At 40.7% G+C, this 17,467-nt stretch carries 16 protein-coding genes; 13 read left to right on the top strand and 3 right to left on the bottom strand.

Annotated elements, in window-relative coordinates; all coding sequences use genetic code 11:
* Positions 1–47: 47 nt before the first annotated feature.
* Positions 48–2,165 carry a glutamine synthetase III family protein gene (locus BET01_RS10090; RefSeq protein WP_120196676.1) on the top strand — a complete coding sequence of 706 codons (2,118 nt, stop codon included), beginning with the start codon at positions 48–50 and terminating at the stop codon, positions 2,163–2,165.
* 263 nt (positions 2,166–2,428) lie between these two features.
* Positions 2,429–3,304 (top strand): hypothetical protein, encoded by an 876-nt coding sequence (locus BET01_RS10085; protein ID WP_120196675.1) that lies wholly within the window; start codon positions 2,429–2,431, stop codon positions 3,302–3,304.
* Positions 3,305–3,502: 198 nt separating this feature from the next.
* On the opposite strand, the gene BET01_RS21855 is transcribed toward BET01_RS10085, so the two are convergent.
* Positions 3,503–4,267, bottom strand: a complete 765-nt coding sequence (locus tag BET01_RS21855; RefSeq protein WP_207667596.1) for a phage tail tip lysozyme — start codon at positions 4,265–4,267, stop codon at positions 3,503–3,505.
* A 371-nt stretch (positions 4,268–4,638) separates the two neighbouring features.
* On the opposite strand from BET01_RS21855, the gene BET01_RS10075 reads away from it, so the two are divergent.
* The 7 genes from BET01_RS10075 (at position 4,639) to BET01_RS10045 (ending at position 11,494) form a co-directional block, all read left to right on the top strand.
* Positions 4,639–5,664 carry a M42 family metallopeptidase gene (locus BET01_RS10075; RefSeq protein WP_120196674.1) on the top strand — a complete coding sequence of 342 codons (1,026 nt, stop codon included), beginning with the start codon at positions 4,639–4,641 and terminating at the stop codon, positions 5,662–5,664.
* A 159-nt stretch (positions 5,665–5,823) separates the two neighbouring features.
* A complete protein-coding gene (locus BET01_RS10070; protein ID WP_120196719.1) occupies positions 5,824–6,606 on the top strand; it encodes a glycosyltransferase family 2 protein in 783 nt (260 codons plus the stop codon).
* Positions 6,607–6,622: 16 nt separating this feature from the next.
* Positions 6,623–7,399, top strand: coding sequence for a glucose-1-phosphate cytidylyltransferase (gene rfbF / locus BET01_RS10065; RefSeq protein WP_120196673.1), 777 nt, complete (start codon positions 6,623–6,625; stop codon positions 7,397–7,399).
* Position 7,400: 1 nt separating this feature from the next.
* A complete protein-coding gene (gene rfbG / locus BET01_RS10060) occupies positions 7,401–8,480 on the top strand; it encodes a CDP-glucose 4,6-dehydratase (RefSeq protein ID WP_330512709.1) in 1,080 nt (359 codons plus the stop codon).
* 17 nt (positions 8,481–8,497) lie between these two features.
* The gene (gene rfbH, locus BET01_RS10055; protein WP_243117181.1) at positions 8,498–9,841 is read left to right on the top strand and encodes a lipopolysaccharide biosynthesis protein RfbH; all 1,344 of its coding nucleotides are present in this window, start codon (positions 8,498–8,500) and stop codon (positions 9,839–9,841) included.
* Between the two features lie 24 nt (positions 9,842–9,865).
* Positions 9,866–10,708, top strand: a complete 843-nt coding sequence (locus BET01_RS10050) for a LicD family protein (RefSeq protein WP_120196671.1) — start codon at positions 9,866–9,868, stop codon at positions 10,706–10,708.
* Between the two features lie 162 nt (positions 10,709–10,870).
* On the top strand, positions 10,871–11,494 hold the full coding sequence (locus BET01_RS10045) for a hypothetical protein (protein ID WP_120196670.1): 624 nt from the start codon (positions 10,871–10,873) through the stop codon (positions 11,492–11,494).
* 141 nt (positions 11,495–11,635) lie between these two features.
* On the opposite strand, the gene BET01_RS10040 is transcribed toward BET01_RS10045, so the two are convergent.
* Positions 11,636–12,619, bottom strand: a complete 984-nt coding sequence (locus BET01_RS10040; RefSeq protein ID WP_120196669.1) for a zinc dependent phospholipase C family protein — start codon at positions 12,617–12,619, stop codon at positions 11,636–11,638.
* Between the two features lie 149 nt (positions 12,620–12,768).
* Here BET01_RS10040 and BET01_RS10035 point away from each other — a divergent pair, with 149 nt between their 5' ends.
* The 4 genes from BET01_RS10035 to BET01_RS10020 all read left to right on the top strand — a co-directional run bounded on the left by BET01_RS10035 (position 12,769) and on the right by BET01_RS10020 (position 16,707).
* Positions 12,769–14,115 carry an alanine/glycine:cation symporter family protein gene (locus tag BET01_RS10035; RefSeq protein WP_120196668.1) on the top strand — a complete coding sequence of 449 codons (1,347 nt, stop codon included), beginning with the start codon at positions 12,769–12,771 and terminating at the stop codon, positions 14,113–14,115.
* Between the two features lie 40 nt (positions 14,116–14,155).
* A complete protein-coding gene (locus BET01_RS10030) occupies positions 14,156–15,121 on the top strand; it encodes a linear amide C-N hydrolase (protein WP_120196667.1) in 966 nt (321 codons plus the stop codon).
* 313 nt (positions 15,122–15,434) lie between these two features.
* On the top strand, positions 15,435–15,953 hold the full coding sequence (locus BET01_RS10025; RefSeq protein WP_120196666.1) for a peptidylprolyl isomerase: 519 nt from the start codon (positions 15,435–15,437) through the stop codon (positions 15,951–15,953).
* Positions 15,919–16,707: a GNAT family N-acetyltransferase gene (locus BET01_RS10020; protein WP_147422806.1), complete on the top strand. Its 789-nt coding sequence runs from the start codon at positions 15,919–15,921 to the stop codon at positions 16,705–16,707. The genes BET01_RS10025 and BET01_RS10020 overlap by 35 nt, the downstream gene beginning before the upstream one ends.
* On the opposite strand, the gene BET01_RS10015 is transcribed toward BET01_RS10020, so the two are convergent.
* Entirely contained in the window at positions 16,643–17,344 is a 702-nt protein-coding gene (locus tag BET01_RS10015) for a hypothetical protein (RefSeq protein WP_120196664.1), read from the bottom strand. The genes BET01_RS10020 and BET01_RS10015 overlap by 65 nt on opposite strands.
* Positions 17,345–17,467: the final 123 nt, after the last annotated feature.

The following is a 17,467-nucleotide window of genomic DNA, read 5'->3' as shown; positions in this document are numbered from 1 at the left end:
GACTTAATTTTATTAAGTGGTAATTCATATGAGAGGATGGAAAATTTATGAGTGAAGTTGTAAACGTAGCCGAGAAGTTTGGCAAGAATGTATTTAACGAGACCGTTATGAGAGAGCGTTTACCAAAATCTGTTTTCAAGAAATTAAAGAAAACGGTTGAGGATGGCGCAGAGTTAGATCCTTCCATTGCTGATGTAGTTGCACATGCAATGAAAGACTGGGCAATTGAGAGAGGTGCTACTCACTACACCCATTGGTTCCAGCCACTTACAGGCATTACAGCAGAAAAGCATGATTCTTTTATCTCCGCACCAACTATTGAAGGAAAAGTCATCATGGAATTTTCCGGCAAAGAGCTGGTAAAAGGAGAGCCGGATGCATCCTCATTCCCATCTGGTGGACTTAGAGCTACTTTTGAAGCAAGAGGTTATACTGCTTGGGATTGTACCTCACCTGCATTCTTAAGAGAAGATGCCATTGGCGTTACCCTTTGCATTCCAACTGCTTTTTGCTCTTACACTGGAGAAGCACTTGATAAAAAGACACCTCTTTTAAGATCCATGGAGGCTGTTGATGAGCAGGCTTTAAGAATCTTAAAATTATTTGGAAATACCACATCAAAGAGAGTTACCCCTTCCGTTGGACCGGAACAGGAGTACTTCTTGGTGGATCACAATAAATATTTACAGAGAAAAGATTTAATTTATGCTGGCCGTACCTTATTTGGTGCTATGCCTCCTAAGGGTCAGGAACTTGAAGATCATTACTTTGGAGCCATTCGCGAACGAGTTGCTGCTTACATGAAGGAAGTAAATGAAGAGCTTTGGAAGTTAGGCGTTCCAGCTAAGACACAGCATAATGAAGTTGCTCCCGCACAGCACGAGCTGGCACCTATCTTTGAGCAGGTAAACGTAGCAGTAGATCATAACCATCTGGTTATGGAGATACTTAAGAAAGTGGCAGGACGCCATGGACTTAACTGCCTGCTTCACGAAAAACCATTTGCAGGTGTTAATGGTTCCGGTAAGCATAATAACTGGTCCTTAACTTCTGACAACGGTATTAATTTATTAAATCCAGGTGAGACACCCCATGAAAATATTCAGTTCTTACTTGTATTATCTTGTATCTTAAAGGCAGTTGATAAACATGCAGACCTGCTTCGTGAATCTGCAGCAGATGTAGGAAATGATCACAGACTGGGAGCCAACGAGGCACCTCCAGCGATCATCTCCGTATTCATTGGCGAACAGTTAGAAGACGTTGTTGATCAGCTTTGCAGCACTGGTGAAGCTACTAGCTCCAAGTCAGGCGGTACATTAAAGACTGGTGTAAGAACATTACCTGATTTATCTAAGGATGCAACAGACCGTAACAGAACTTCACCATTTGCTTTTACAGGCAATAAGTTTGAATTCCGTATGGTTGGTTCCGCTGACTCCATTTCTTCTCCTAACGTAGTGTTAAACACGATTACGGCAGAGGCATTTAAAGAAGCGGCTGACGTTCTTGAAAAGGCAGATGATTTTGATACCGCAGTACATGATTTAATTAAGGAGCAGTTGGCTGCTCATAGAAGAATCATCTTCAACGGCAACGGTTACTCAGATGCATGGGTAGAAGAGGCAGAGAAGAGAGGACTTCCAAACCTTAAGTCCATGATTGATGCGATTCCAGCTCTTGCAACAGAAGCTGCTGTTAACATGTTTGAAGAATTCAAAGTATTTACAAAGGCTGAGTTAGAATCTCGCGTTGAGATCGAATATGAAGCTTACACCAAAGCCATTAACATTGAAGCAAGAACCATGATCGATATGACTGGAAAGCAGCTCATACCTGCAGTTGTAAAATACACTACCATTTTGGCAGATTCCTTAGGAAAGATTAAGTCTGCATGTCCTGATGCAGATACCAGCGTGCAGGAAGAACTTCTCATTGAAGTAAGCGCATACCTTTCTGATATGAAGGTAGCCGTATCTGCTCTGATAGAACTGACTGATAAGTGTTCTGCAATTAGTGAAAACAAAGAGCAGGCAACTGCATACCATGATGAAGTAGTTCCTGCTATGGCAGCTCTACGTGCACCTGCTGATAAGCTGGAAATGATCGTAGACAAAGATTTATGGCCATTACCAAGCTACGGCGATTTGATCTTCGAAGTATAATATCAAATAATAAACCATATAGTTAATCTTAAAATGCGTTTTGAACGGTTGATAAAGTCCGTTCAAGACGCATTTTTTGTGGAAATCATTAAGAAAGGGATTGATAAAAAGAAAACGAGTGTAACTTAAGGCAAAGGTGTAATAAGGATTTGTTTCGGGAAAAGTTACAAATAGTACCGTTTTTATTACGACTTATGTTATGATGCTAACAGTATTTATTATGATAAAGAGATTACGCAAGATATAATGATTGGAGGTATTAAATGAATCAAAAATTAGTGTTACTTAGCGTTATCATATTTTCTTGCTCTCTAATTGCTGGTTGCGGGGAAAAGGCAAAAGACGTATCACAAACCATAACCGTTGAACAAGAAACAAAAAATGCAACAGCGACTAAGGAGTCAGAGGTTAAAACTAGTACGAAAGAGCCGGAGACTTCAGGTAATACAGATGAATCAAAAACAAAAGATGAATTAAAGACCACGGAAGAAATAGAAGCTAAAGATGGTAGTATTACAATGTCAATTTATACAGAAGCGCCTAATAAGAATAGTTCCATAAAAATTCAATATCCAATGTTTTCGGATAATGATGCATTAAATGCTAAGATTTATGAAAAAGTACAGAGCTTTGCCAAAATAGATACTTCATTATTTTCAAGTGATGCCAGCCTAAACGTTGATTATCAATCTGAAGTTACATTGAAAAATAATAAGGTAGTGAGCATCATTTTTTGGGGACCAAGTTATATTGATGATGCTGCGTATCCAAGCAATGACCTAATCACGCTGAATATAGACTTGCTTTCTATGAAAGAAATTACGCTCAAAGATCTATATACAACAAATGCAGATTTTGCAGCAGTATTTTTTAAGAAAGCCTTTTTTCCTGAGAATCCAATAACTTCATATGACAAAAAAAGTTTCCCAGATATGCTTAAGCTTCAATCGCCAGAATATCAGACCGTGGATCCATTTAGTCAGGCAGATAATATTTCAGTCTTTTTAAAACCTGACGGCATTGTGCTGAGTATGCCTGCTTTACATGCAACTGGATCTGATCACTTTGAAGCACAGCTTAACTATAGTGATATACAACCGTTTTATCTACTTAAGCAGAATTACTGGGAAGATAAATAATGGCTGAAGATTATAATGCGGATACTTATTTCTAAGTGAAAATTTTGATACATTTAGGAGCTATTGTGAAAATAGAGGAAAAATCTATTTGAGCAATTGCTCTTTATTATAAATGAAAGCAAAAACGGGTATCGTACTCCTATAATAGAGGAATGCGATACCCGTTTGCTTATATTCAGGAGGTGCAGTTTGGTGTCGTTAAGTTAATGTTTGAAACCAATAGGTTCCCTGATTTCCCCGTGTCTCATCCTGGGATGCATTTTTCGGTCTTTCGTAGTTATGAAGGAAAACGCAAGCTAGGTAGTATGCACTTTCTGTGGATTTGGTAAATTGTGAGAAGGACATATTATACTTAGAAGTTGCATAAAACTGTACATTATTGCTTACTTCATAAAGAATACGTTTTAACTCACTGTCCATGTTAGCAACAACCAAACTATTGCTGTTGGCCCAATTTATATAATTTGTAGCTGGTGTCCACTGGACTAAACCAAAACCACCACTTAAGTTGCCTTCATCTAGACTCTGCCAAATACCAGGGTTAATGCTACTTTCCGTCTGCATATTTCCAAGCATACCGCAAATGGCATTTTTGGTCCAACCTTTTTTTCTCAGATAGTTAAGGATATACTGGGCATTCACTGTCATTTGCTTTGTGGATAAATAACTATTGCTACAATAGATAGTTCCGTCACCGGAAGAACCACCAAGAGCTGCAAGAGTAGCTTTTCCAGCCTTACCATCTACCGTAAGACCTTTTGCCTTTTGGAAATTTCTCACCGCAGTATTGGTACCGCTTCCAAACTTACCATCAGGAGTGCCACAGTTATATCCTGCCGCATTCAATTTTTCCTGCATTGTTTTTACGCCTGCGCTGTAACGCAGTTTATCATCCATCATATAATATCCGGTGCCTGCAAGCACCTGTGCATAAGTGTAACTTGAGTTGTTGTAATCTGCCATAATTTTTCTCTCCTTCTTTTTTCGTGGTTTGTTTTTAAATGTGAATTCAAATGAATGGGATAATGGCATAAAAAGTTTATCCCCAACTTTTTTGCCAATGGTCATTTGAGTTAATTTGAAAGAACGTTATGTATCTTTCACCTATTACAAATAAATTTCCGTTTGTTTTGTAAACCATGATTTAATGAATCGATATTAACAAGGAGATCAGATTTAAGTCTTTTACTGGGAAGCTAATAAGAGAATTGATAATAAGAAAGGTTGAGAACAAGTTATACATGGGTCCTCTAGCCATGGGAAAGAAAATCTGCTAATATAGATAGAAAGAATGGTATCGACAGAGAAAATACAAAGAAAGAAGGCAATACCTTATGGAAACCATGACATACGTGACTGAAATTTTGGAGAAGATCGTAAATATTCCAAGCCCCAGTGGCTATACCAAAGAAGTATTAAAGGCAGTTGAAGAGGAAGCAAAGTCATTTGGTTATTCCTCAACTTACAATCGAAAAGGCGGCTTAATCATTGAGGTTCCTGGACAAACCAAGGAAGTATTAGGACTGTCCGCTCATGTGGATACCTTGGGCGCCATGATACGTTCTATCACCCCAGAGGGAAGATTAAACATTGTTTTAGTAGGCGGATTTATGATGGAAAGCATTGAAGGCATGTACTGTAAGGTCCATACAAGAACAGGAAAAACCTATACAGGCACCATACTAACGAAGGAGCCGTCGGTTCATACCTATGACAATGCTAAAACCCTGGAACGTAAGGCAAAGAATATGGAAGTGCGCTTAGATGAGCTGGTTGATAGCCCGAAAGATATAATAGATCTTGAGATATCAACAGGGGATTATATCAGTTTTGACCCTATGTTCGTCCATACAAAAAGCGGCTATATAAAATCCCGCCATTTAGATGACAAAGCCTCCGTGGCAGTTCTTCTTGGTGTACTTAGGGACATTTCCCTTTCTGGCGCTCTTCCAAAGAGAACCTTAAAGCTTGTAATCAGTAATTATGAAGAGGTAGGCTTTGGTGCAAGCTTTATTCCGGAAGATATAGAAGAATTCATCGCTGTGGACATGGGTGCACTTGGAGATGATTTGACGGGAAGCGAGCATAAGGTTTCCATCTGCGCCCAGGATTCCAGCGGACCTTATGATTATGAGATGACCAGCCGTTTAATCTCTCTTGCAAAAGAGCATAACATTGGCCATGCCGTTGATGTGTTCCCTCATTATGGATCTGATGTAGGGGCAGCCATCCGGGGTGGAAATGATATTAGGGGAGCATTAATTGGACAGGGCGTCCATGCTTCACACGGAACAGAAAGAACTCATATAGATGGAATGGAACAGACATTAAAGCTGATAAAAGCATATATCGAGCGATAAGAATGAAACAATAATGCAGACGCCCCCGCCGGCAGGTATCTAAAGATACTGGCTGGCGGGGGCAAATTCTTTCAATATAATGAATATGGTGGAATGTTTTGTATCTTTTATGGTATAATCATAGCCAGACAAAAACAAGCATTATCAGAGGATTATAATATGAAATTACACTCATTTGCAATCTGTGCCTATAAGGATTCCCCCTATCTGGAATCCTGTATTCGTTCGTTACAGGCTCAGACTATGAAATCAGATATTATACTGTGTACATCTACACCCAGTCCTCATATCAAAGAACTGTGTGAGAAGTACCATATTCCCATGTTTATCAGGCATGGGGAAAGTAATATAAGAGATGACTGGAATTATGCCTATCATAAGGCTGATTCCCGTTTCGTTACCATCGCCCATCAGGATGATTTATATCAGAAGGATTATGTTGAGACACTTTTGAAGTATGAGAAAAAGTATCCTGACATGACCCTTTTTACTGGAGGTTATGCAGTCATTAAGGATGATAAACTGGCTCGCTTTGAAGCGGTTGAGTTTATCAAACGAATCCTTCGCCTTCCTCTTCGACTAAAGGCAATTAGCCATTTGTCCTTTGTGAAAAGAAGCATCTTACTATTTGGCAACTCCATCTGTTGTCCAGTATGTGCTTATAATAAAGAACGGCTGGGAGAACCATTATTTACATCTCCCTACCGATTTGCACTGGACTGGGATACCCTTTATAAGCTGTCTTATCTTTCAGGTCGCTTTGTCTGTGAAGAAAGACCTCTGATGTTCTACCGCGTCCACCAGGAGGCCACTACAAAAGCGTGTATCGCTGATAACAGCCGCGCAAGGGAAGAAGCAGAGATGTTCAAAAGAATATGGCCCAAACCTGTTGTGAAGGTACTCATGCACTTTTACCAGAAGGCCTATAAAGAATACGAATAAACAGGAGGATCAGAATATGAAAGTAGTATTGTTAGCAGGAGGTCTTGGAACTCGGATCAGTGAGCAGAGTCATTTAAAACCAAAGCCAATGATCGAGATCGGGGAAAGACCTATTTTATGGCATATTATGAAATATTATTCCCAATATGGATTTCACGATTTTGTAATCTGCCTTGGATATAAGCAATACGTGGTAAAAGAGTTTTTTGCAGATTATTTCCTTCATACCTCAGATGTTACCTTTGATCTCACCAATAACAGTATGGAGGTACATAATAATTATTCAGAGCCATGGAAAGTAACCCTTGTAGATACTGGTCTTAATACCATGACCGGAGGCAGAATCAAGCGCATTCAGCCTTATATCGGGAATGAACCTTTTATGCTTACCTATGGTGATGGAGTCTGCGATGTGGACTTAGATAACCTCCTTGACTTCCATAAGAGCCATGGAAAGACAGCAACCATGACAACGGTTAATATCGCACAGTTAAAAGGAGTTTTGGATATCAATGAAGAAAATGTGGTCAATTCCTTCCGGGAAAAGGCAGAGACAGATGCCAGCTTAATCAACGGCGGTTTCATGGTCTTAAATCCAGATATCTTTTCTTATATTAAAGATGATGCCACAATCCTAGAACAGGAGCCTCTCCAGAGATTGGCACAGGAAGGCCAACTTATGAGCTTCCACCATAACGGCTTTTGGCAGTGTATGGATACGCAGCGAGAGATGAAGAAACTAGAAGACCTATGGCAGTCTGGCAAGGCTCCTTGGAAGATTTGGGAGAATTAATATGACAGATTGGACAAGTATAAAATGGGAAGAATTTTCTGAGTTTTATAAAGGAAAGAATGTTCTTATAACAGGCCATACAGGATTTAAAGGCTCTTGGCTCAGCCGGATGCTCATAAAAGCAGGTGCAGTCGTCACAGGTTACTCCTTAGAGCCCCCCACGGATCCCAGTCTCTTTGACGTGACAGGGCTTTCCGATGAGATGCATTCCGTGATTGGTGATATCCGTGATTTGGATCATTTAAAGAAAGTATTTGAAGAGACCAAACCGGAGATTGTCTTTCATCTGGCGGCTCAACCCATCGTGCGGGATTCTTACAAGGAGCCAGTCTACACCTACGAAACCAATGTGATGGGTACCGTTCATATTTTAGAATGTGTGCGCCTGACACCATCTGTAAAATCCTTTTTGAATGTAACCACCGATAAGGTGTATGAAAATAAAGAGTGGGAGTATGGATACCGAGAGAGCGATCCGCTTGATGGTTATGATCCTTATTCCAATAGTAAATCCTGCTCAGAGTTAGTGACCCACAGCTATGCAAAGTCCTTTTTTTCTCAGGGAGAAACAAGGATATCCACATCCCGCGCCGGCAATGTAATCGGCGGTGGAGATTTTGCCAACGATCGTATTATCCCGGACTGTATCCGAGCCGCTTCCAGTAAGCAGGAGATCGTTTTAAGAAATCCTCATTCCACAAGGCCATATCAGCACGTGCTGGAACCCTTAGCCGTTTATATGACGATTGCCATGAAGCAGTATGAAGATATAAAATTTCAGGGATACTATAACGTAGGCCCGGATGATAGGGACTGCGTAACCACTGGTAACTTGGCAGATATCTTCTGTGAGGCATGGGGAGAGGGACTTCGTTGGGTAAACCGTTACGAAGGAGGCCCTCATGAAGCCAACTTTTTAAAGCTGGATTGTTCCAGAATCAAGAATGTCTTTGGCTGGGCTCCCAGATATGGAGTAAAAGAAGCTGTAGAAAAAACAGTCCAGTGGGCGAAAGCATATCTAGAAGGTGAAGATATGCTAAAAGTGATGGACCAACAAATTAAAAATTTTTTTCATGAATAGAACCAAAAGGAGAATATATTATGTTTGAAAACAAAACAGAAAAACAGTCCAGAGAAGAAATTCTGGAGCTGGTAAAAGAATATTGTGATACATTCCATAATCAGAAAAAAACATTTGAAGAGGGAGATCGGATTTCCTATGCTTCTCGTGTCTATGATCATAAAGAGATGGTAAACTTAGTAGACAGTTCACTGGAGTTTTGGCTTACTTCAGGACACTATACCGATGAATTTGAGAAGAAGTTTGCAAAGTACTTAAATGTCCGCTTCTGTTCCCTTGTTAATTCCGGTTCTTCCGCTAATTTACTGGCATTTATGACACTCACCTCCCCACTTTTAAAAGAGCGTCAGATCAAACGTGGAGATGAAGTCATAACTGTGGCAGCAGGTTTTCCTACAACCGTTAATCCAATCATTCAGTACGGAGCAGTTCCTGTATTCGTAGATGTGACCATTCCTCAGTATAACATTGATGTAACTATGCTAGAGGCCGCATACTCTGAGAAAACAAAGGCGGTCATGATTGCCCATACCCTTGGTAATCCATATGACCTTACTGCAGTTAAGGCATTTTGTGATAAATACAACTTATGGCTGGTTGAAGATAACTGTGACGCTCTGGGAACGAAGTATACCATTGACGGAGAAGAGCGTTTTTCCGGAACCATCGGAGATATCGGCACCTCAAGCTTTTACCCCCCTCATCACATGACCATGGGAGAGGGCGGCGCTGTTTACACCAGCAATTCTTTGTTAAACAAGATCATTCGTTCCTTCCGTGACTGGGGACGTGACTGTGTTTGCCCGTCTGGTACGGACAACTTATGCGGACACCGCTTTGACCGTCAGTACGGACAACTTCCAGTTGGGTATGACCACAAATATGTGTATTCTCATTTTGGCTACAACTTAAAGACCACAGATATGCAGGCAGCTATTGGTTGTGCCCAGCTTGATAAATTTCCTTCCTTTGTAGAACGTAGACGTTATAACTTTGACCGTCTTTATGAAGGAGTCAAAGCGGTGTCTGATAAGCTGATTCTTCCTGAGGCATGTCCAAATTCAAAGCCAAGCTGGTTTGGTTTCTTAATCACCTGTAAAGAAGGAGTGGACCGGAATAAAGTGGTGCAGTACGTGGAATCAAAGGGCGTTCAGACAAGAATGCTGTTTGCAGGAAACTTAACAAAGCATCCTTGTTTTGATCAGATGAGAGAAGCAAACGAAGGTTTTCGTATAGTAGGAGAACTTAAGAATACAGACCGCATTATGATGGATACCTTCTGGATTGGTGTATATCCTGGAATGACGGACGAGATGATCGATTATATGGCAAAGGTCATCAAAGAAGCAGTAAGGCAGTAGAGTTACAGGCAGAATGGAGATAACATGGAAGAATATGATTTATCAAAGGTTCATCATGCCAATCTTTCCATATTAAAAGAGATTGACCGCATCTGCCGGAAATACCGGATCAAATACCTTTTGGATGCTGGAACACTTCTTGGGGCGGTAAGGCATAAAGGCTTTATTCCCTGGGATGATGATGCAGATGTAGCATTTACCCGATCTAATTACGAGGCATTTGTAAAGGTAGTACGCCGGGAGCTTCCAGAGACGATGGAGCTTTTAGAGCCAAAGGATTTAAGAGGAGGCAAAGCATTTTATGACTTTACTCCAAGAATCCTTTATAAAAACAGCAAAACCCATGAGGACACCAAAGAGATGGAGTATTATGAGGGAAAGCTGAATCATCTGTGGGTGGATTTGTTTATCATTGACGAGCTGCCAGAGAAGAAGGCCGCTTCCACATGGACCTTACTTCTTCATACCGTAATCTATGGACTGGCAATGGGTCACCGCTACCGGTTGGATTTTTCAAAATACAGCCTGACCAATAAGATCTGTGTGGGAATGCTTGCTCTCTTAGGAAAACTCATTCCTATGAACGTGATAGGAAAACTTCAGCATATGGCTGCAGTAAAAGATCGGAAGGGGAAAAGCAGACTTCGTTATTACAGCAATTACCAGCCAGACTATCTTTATGTGACCTTACAAAAAGAATGGTGTGAGGAAACGGTGGACTTAGAATTTGAAGATACGAAGCTTATGGCCCCTAAGGGCTGGCATGAGGTCCTGACCTGGGTTTATGGAGACTATAAAAAGCTGCCTCCCAAAGACATGCAGCACCCCACTCACTCCAGTACGGAAATACAGATTTTTGACCAATAAATAGCAGTTTAAATGGACTGGCATGGATTCCTAGGTAAAAGAAGGGATCCATGCCAGTAAAATTTGGATGCAATTGTGAAGATTTTCTGACTTTTTTCCAAAACTACTACTAAAAAAACAGCGTATCCGCTATAATGTAATTTGTTCAAGAAGGAGGAAATTATGATGAAGAACAAAACAATCATGATATTTGCTGTGTCAGCCATGTTATTAACCGGTTGTACAAAAAGCAATATTCTTGCATCAGGAGGTCCGGCAGAGCCGGTTTTCGAAACACAAAAGGGCATTCAACTGGATTGGACCCAGATTAACACTGATATTGATGAGGAATTTGTAGAGAACGAGCAGTATCCCATGGCCTTGAGCGTGAATTATGACTTGGATAAGGAAAAAAAGACCATGAATATGACGCTGATGGTAAAACACGGGACAACCCCGGATCAGGCGGTGGAATTTGCCAATGCTGCTGTTAAGTTTTTAAATGACGAAGTGGCAACCCAGGATTTCTCCTATGAGAAATCAAGCGATACCTCTTTTGGCGGTTTTTTTAAAGAGTATGACTTAAAGCTGATTGTAATGCCTGACTACACTATGAAAGAGAATAAGTACTGGCTGGTGGATATGGACATTCCAAAGGGATCTAATCAGACTATCGTTCCCAAAGAAGGTGCCGAGGTTATGGAGACAACGGTTGCCGATGAGGAAGATACAGAGGAAAAATCATCGGAAGAAGTAACGGAAACAAAAGTTCAAAAGGAAACAGAGACATCTGCACCATCGAAATGAGAAGTTTGTCTTGAGATATAAGAATCTACTGTAACTGAGATTCCATATGACATTGAATCAAAAGAATGAAATATATTACATAAAAACACGTCTTGAACGGGGCCATTGGCACCCAGTCAAGACGTGTTTTTATGTTGCCATTTAATCTTGATCCACAGCAAGACCGCTGTGGTAAGAATAATTTCCAAGTTCTTTTAATAACCTGTTGTGGTCTAAATTCTTTAAAGGAATGGGAGAACTTAACTCTTCATTAAGAAGATAGAATGCATCTCCGCATTTCATCATGGTTAGATGGAAAAGTTCTGGGAATGAAGCGTTTGAAGCCAATCTGCGGTTCCATGGGTTACTCCAGGTCTCATGATTTAGATTCATGGTTACAACCGCATCCGGGGGTGCGTCGGTTACCAGTTTTTTTGAAGCAATTGGAGTACGAAGAAACAGAGATTCCACAAATTCTATGCTGTTCTTCTTTCGGCTGCTGGGATCCGCTAGGGTCCGACAACCAAGACGCATGGCAAGAATGGATCTGTGAACCATTCGTGAGGTTACCTGATAATTGTTCCGGTAATTTAATGGATAATAAGTCTCATTGATGCACCCGGATAGAAATTTAGAAATAAACTGCATCTCCTGGCCATTTAAACAGATGGTTGCGGCCTGGTTAAACTGAGAAGGCTTTTTCTTTTTATATTTCATAAGCAGCAGGGCATCAATATCATTCTCCAGCATAGCATGGAGCCCGTGGTGATAATTGGTGGCATTTTTTACTTCATATTCAATTCTGCCGTAAACGTAAGGATGGCAGATAGAGTCTCCGATGTAATGGCAGAAGAATCCGCTCATATAGGCAATGGCCTGTTCCCTTTGTTGTCTTGATTCTATCTGGGAGAGATGGCTTAAACAGGTGACAAAAAAATCATGTACATGGTTTTCATGCATGTAGGAACCAACGTTGCGGTAGTCCCTGTGGCGCAGAATAGGAATATTGTAAAAAAACATATCCGGACCCTGGAGACCAAGTTGATACAGCCAACGATATTTAGAAATGATGCGCTTTAAAGGATTGTTGGGCATATCGCTAAAAACCTTGACTCCCAGCAGATAGTGGGTTGTAAAACCGGGCATATTGTTCACCTCGCATTTTTATTAAGTAGAATGACGCATAATTTGATTATACCATACGATTTTTTATTTTGTGCGAAAATCATTGGAAATTTTCATACTATGCAGCTTCAAAGAATATGTGTTAAGGAAAGCATTCAGGAGATGATTCTATGATACATCGCATACACGAACTCGTATGGGGGCCTTGGCTTCTAATTCTCTTTCTTGGAATTGGAATTACATATACCATAAAAACCGGATTTTTCCAAATTAGAAAACTACCTTTTTGGTGGATGCAGACCATTGGAAGCATAAAGGAGGAAGACGACGAAAAAGTCGGAGTCACCAAATTCCAGACGGCTTGTACGGCCCTTGCAGCGACCATTGGCACTGGTAATATCGTCGGAGTTGCAACGGCTCTCACGGCTGGAGGACCTGGAGCCATATTCTGGATGTGGGTGTCGGCTTTTATTGGCATGATGACAGGTTATGCAGAAACCATGCTTGGCATTCGTTACCGTTACCGGGATCATAATGGAGCTTGGGTCTGTGGTCCCATGGTTTACATAGAGCGGGGATTAAAAAAACCTATTCTTGGAATGGTCTATAGTTTCCTTTGTATCATGGTATCCCTTGGAATGGGAAGTATGGTACAGTCAAATTCCATTGCAGAGACCATGGAATACTCCTTTGGCATCCCTCCTGCCTCCATGGGAGTTCTTCTGACCGGAGTGGTATTTTTAGTGATTTTAGGAGGAATTAGCAGGATTGCTTTTGTCTCAGAACGCTTGATTCCCATATCGGCAGGAATCTATATGTTGTTTTCCATGGTGGTTATTATGTCCTGTTTTGATAAAATTCCATATATTTTTCAGTGTATTTTTAAAGATGCGTTTCAGCCCATTTCCATTTTCTCAGGAACTGCTGGTTATGGAATCAGCAGAAGTCTGCAATACGGCATATCCAGAGGTGTTTTTTCCAATGAAGCAGGACTTGGAAGCATGGCAGTGCTACACGGAGCAGCAGAAGACACGACGCCGGAACAGCAGGGCATGTGGGCCATGTTTGAAGTGTTTTTCGATACTATCTTAATCTGCACCATGACAGCACTTGTAATCCTTTGTATGACAGAAGGAGATGCAGCCGGATCCGGGTATGACGGAGCCGCCCTCACTGCCTATAGTTTTTCCAAACGACTTGGTCCTCTTGGACAGTATATTGTGTCCGGCGCTATGCTAATCTTTGCATTTGCTACCATCATTGCCTGGTATTATCTAGGACGTCAGGCGGCTGCTTATCTGGCGGAAAGCCTAAAAAAACGCAATATTTTATACATCTTGCAACGGATTTTAAGAGGAAAGATTTATACCATTCTCTATTTGGGAGCCGTGTTCTTAGGCTGCCTTGCTAAACTTGAGACTGTATGGGAGTTTTCTGATATCTGGAATGGTCTTATGGCATTGCCAAATATCATTGCCCTTATATTCCTGATGAAGGAAGTGCGGGTTCCCAAATAACAGATCTTTATAAATAAGCATTTGAAAGGGGGTATGTGATATGTGTACAGCAATTTCCTTGCAATCAAAGCAAGGGGAAACCTTTTTTGGGAGAAATATGGATTTTTCCTATGATATTGAACCACATCTTTATATCGTCCCTTCGGGATATGAATGGAACAATGTGGTGACAGGAGGAAAGTTCCGTGATCGGTATCGTTTTATAGGCATCGGTCAAGAACTTGACGGCTTGCTGGGATTTTTTGATGGTGTGAATGAAATGGGACTCGCAGCAGCAGCTCTTTACTTTGCAGGGTATGCCGATTACGATTCCGTCGCGCAATACGGAGAAGAGGAGGAGGTGGCATCCTTTGATCTCCTTCATTATATCTTGGGGAAATGCACAAATGTAGAAGATGTGGTCAGAAAACTAAAGCAAGTCAAAGTCAGTGGAGTCATTGACCCGGTCACAAAGACAGTAGCACCACTTCATTGGATTGCTGTAGACCGAGGTGGCAACTGCATTGTAATCGAGTTTACAGCAAACGGTCTTGAGATCTGGAGAAACCCAATAGGAGTGCTTGCAAACAGTCCAGAATTTACTTGGCACATGACAAATTTAAGAAATTATACGGAAGCAAGTCCTGCTCAGGCAGAAGAAGCATATTGGGGAAGTTATCGCCTAACCCCGTTTGGACAGGCGGGAGGAACTCAGGTCCTTCCAGGAGGCTATACGTCTCCAGCACGATTTGTGCGCACTGCATATTTAAAATCCTTTGTACCGGCTCCCGAAAACCGGAATGATGCAATTGTATCCTGCTTTCATATTATGGAGAGCGTTACCATACCAAAAGGAGTTGTCTTAACCAGTAGAGATCAATACGACTATACCAAGTACACTGCTTTTATTAATACAGCCACCTGTGAATATTTTTTTAAAACTTACGATAATCTTCAGGTGATATCGGCAAGTCTTTTTGAACATGCCTCCTCAGATCCTGCACTTATGAATTTGGGAGGAATTTAAACGGAGTAGTTAAATGGGAACAAAAAAACATTGCATGGATTAGAGGAAGCTAAACCATGCAATGCATCTGGCAAAAATATTTCAAAAAGGGAGGAGGGCTGGTAACTAGTTACCAGCCCGTATTATGAAAAAAATCTTTTTAGTAATTTTGTTTACATTGTTATTATATCCACCAAACATGAAGAAATCATGTTAATGGTGTAAAAGGTTTTTGAATGAAATTGAAACAAAATATGAACAACTAGACAAAAACAAAAGGATTTGATAAAATACAGACATACGTGAGCTTAAGCGGCGGGAAAGGAAGAAAGATATGAAAAATCCGGTTATTACAATTACAATGGAAAATGGAGATGTGATCAAGGCAGAACTTTATCCAGAGATCGCACCTAACACAGTAAATAATTATTTAAGTCTTATAAAAAAAGGTTTTTACGATGGTTTGATCTTTCACAGAGTTATTAATGGTTTTATGTTACAGGGAGGTTGTCCTCAGGGTACAGGGACAGGCGGTCCTGGATATTCCATTAAAGGTGAATTTAGCCAGAATGGCGTAGCAAATGATATTAAGCACACAGAAGGCGTACTTTCTATGGCAAGATCCATGCATCCAGACTCTGCAGGATCTCAGTTCTTTATCATGCATAAGGCATCTCCTCATTTAGATGGCGCTTATGCTGGATTTGGTAAAGTAATTGAAGGAATGGATATTGTTAACAAGATTGCTGATGTTAAAACAGATCACGGCGATCGTCCTATGAACGAGCAGAAGATCAAGTCTGTAACAGCGGATACCTTTGGAGAAGAATTTCCAGAACCAGAAACCGTTTAATTCTATGACTCTGGAACGGGAAATCATAATAGAAGGAACTAAATATAAGATTACCGTGTCTGACGATTCAAAGGCCCTGTGTTCTGCTTATGCAGAAGGCAGGGCTGTTATTGGCTTATGGGATAGAAGTGATCCAGGGCAATCCCTCTCCCCGGCTGTCTATATAGTGGAATCGATAAAAGACATTGATACTGAGTTTTTAGAAAAGGTAGTAAGAAGAAGGCATGGACTTCCCTTTCAGATTGTAAAGACAGACAGGCTTATTGTCAGGGAATTTATATCAGACGATAGCCACAAGGTTCCTCGTGAGCCAGATGGGGGAGAGAACGGAGCGGTTTTTTACCATCAAGATTCTTTAAACGATTATATTCGGTGTCAATACGGATTTTTTGAGTACGGCATATGGGCGCTTATGGATCATAAGACAGGAATGCTTGTAGGAAAAGCTGGTATTATTCCAATGGATCTTTCCGGTATGGAAGAATTTCTCCCCTTTATAAAAGAAAAAGATACCCCGCTAGAGCTGGGATATCACATCTTTTCTTCCTATCGAAAGAATGGTTACGCCAAAGAAGGGTGTAAGGCTATCGTCTCTTATGCCAGTGAAAGAATCGCTCCCAAAATCTATGCAAGAATCCTTCAGGACAATCTGCCTTCCATGAAACTGATAGAAGCCCTTGGTTTTACCCTTATAGCCCAAACATGTAACGAATCAGGTCATGTGCTGTGTCTTTATGAGTGGAGTTTATCATAACCGAAAGAATAGGTCCGTCAATGAGTAGTCCGGTTTTTTTCTCAAAATCTGCTTCGTCGATTAAGATACCTGCGGCTACCTTTTGTCCGGTTTCATCAGAGGTTACAAAATAAATTTTATCTTTTACTTTCTCATATTCTTCGGGGGAAAGGATTTCCTTTAAATCCGTAAAGCCGTCCATCTTACCAAAATGATCGATGGAATCTTTTCTACCGATCATTACATCTAGTTCCTTGCTGGTGATCATGGCAGAAAGCTTTGCCAATTCTGCATATGTGAAATCATTCATCGCAGACTCTTCAAAAGAGAGGGACATGGAATGATTCACTTCGATCTTTGTATCCTCTGGAAGATTGATATATTGACGAAAGCCTTTGTCAAAGTAATCATCTGGAGAGGTGGATTCGCTTGTAAACTGGCTGTTTAAGATGACACAGTTTAATGCTGTTTCAAACCGGTTGCTATAGATGGCAGAGGCAATGGATATGATAAGAAATAGGGATACAAATACGCTGATAATAGGGATTTTATAGTATTCCCAGATGTACCAGAGCTTGTCCTTGCCATTCATATCCTTAAGCTTTTTTCTTTCCTCACGCAGGGAATCCTTTATGGTCTTGTCTTCGTATGGGGTCATGATGCGCTCCTTTTTTTTATCATATTCCAAATTATTTAATGATTATATCATATTACCGGGAGTTATTTAAGAATAAACTATAAATTTTCCATGAAATAAATAAGAATGTTTGATTTTTATTAG

It is taken from the genome of Lacrimispora algidixylanolytica, from assembly GCF_003609635.1.
Classification (GTDB): Bacteria; Bacillota; Clostridia; order Lachnospirales; family Lachnospiraceae; genus Lacrimispora; species Lacrimispora algidixylanolytica.
This window is presented reverse-complemented; position numbering and strand designations above follow the sequence as displayed.

Coding starts and splice junctions, on each gene's coding strand:
- BET01_RS10015 (WP_120196664.1), bottom strand. CDS start 17,344: ATGACCCCATACGAAGACAAGACCATAAAGGATTCCCTGCGTGAGGAA.
- BET01_RS10090 (WP_120196676.1), top strand. CDS start 48: ATGAGTGAAGTTGTAAACGTAGCCGAGAAGTTTGGCAAGAATGTATTT.
- BET01_RS10070 (WP_120196719.1), top strand. CDS start 5,824: ATGAAATTACACTCATTTGCAATCTGTGCCTATAAGGATTCCCCCTAT.
- BET01_RS10085 (WP_120196675.1), top strand. CDS start 2,429: ATGAATCAAAAATTAGTGTTACTTAGCGTTATCATATTTTCTTGCTCT.
- BET01_RS21855 (WP_207667596.1), bottom strand. CDS start 4,267: ATGGCAGATTACAACAACTCAAGTTACACTTATGCACAGGTGCTTGCA.
- BET01_RS10025 (WP_120196666.1), top strand. CDS start 15,435: ATGAAAAATCCGGTTATTACAATTACAATGGAAAATGGAGATGTGATC.
- BET01_RS10045 (WP_120196670.1), top strand. CDS start 10,871: ATGATGAAGAACAAAACAATCATGATATTTGCTGTGTCAGCCATGTTA.
- rfbG (WP_330512709.1), top strand. CDS start 7,401: ATGACAGATTGGACAAGTATAAAATGGGAAGAATTTTCTGAGTTTTAT.
- BET01_RS10050 (WP_120196671.1), top strand. CDS start 9,866: ATGGAAGAATATGATTTATCAAAGGTTCATCATGCCAATCTTTCCATA.
- rfbF (WP_120196673.1), top strand. CDS start 6,623: ATGAAAGTAGTATTGTTAGCAGGAGGTCTTGGAACTCGGATCAGTGAG.
- BET01_RS10040 (WP_120196669.1), bottom strand. CDS start 12,619: ATGCCCGGTTTTACAACCCACTATCTGCTGGGAGTCAAGGTTTTTAGC.
- BET01_RS10030 (WP_120196667.1), top strand. CDS start 14,156: ATGTGTACAGCAATTTCCTTGCAATCAAAGCAAGGGGAAACCTTTTTT.
- BET01_RS10035 (WP_120196668.1), top strand. CDS start 12,769: ATGATACATCGCATACACGAACTCGTATGGGGGCCTTGGCTTCTAATT.
- BET01_RS10075 (WP_120196674.1), top strand. CDS start 4,639: ATGGAAACCATGACATACGTGACTGAAATTTTGGAGAAGATCGTAAAT.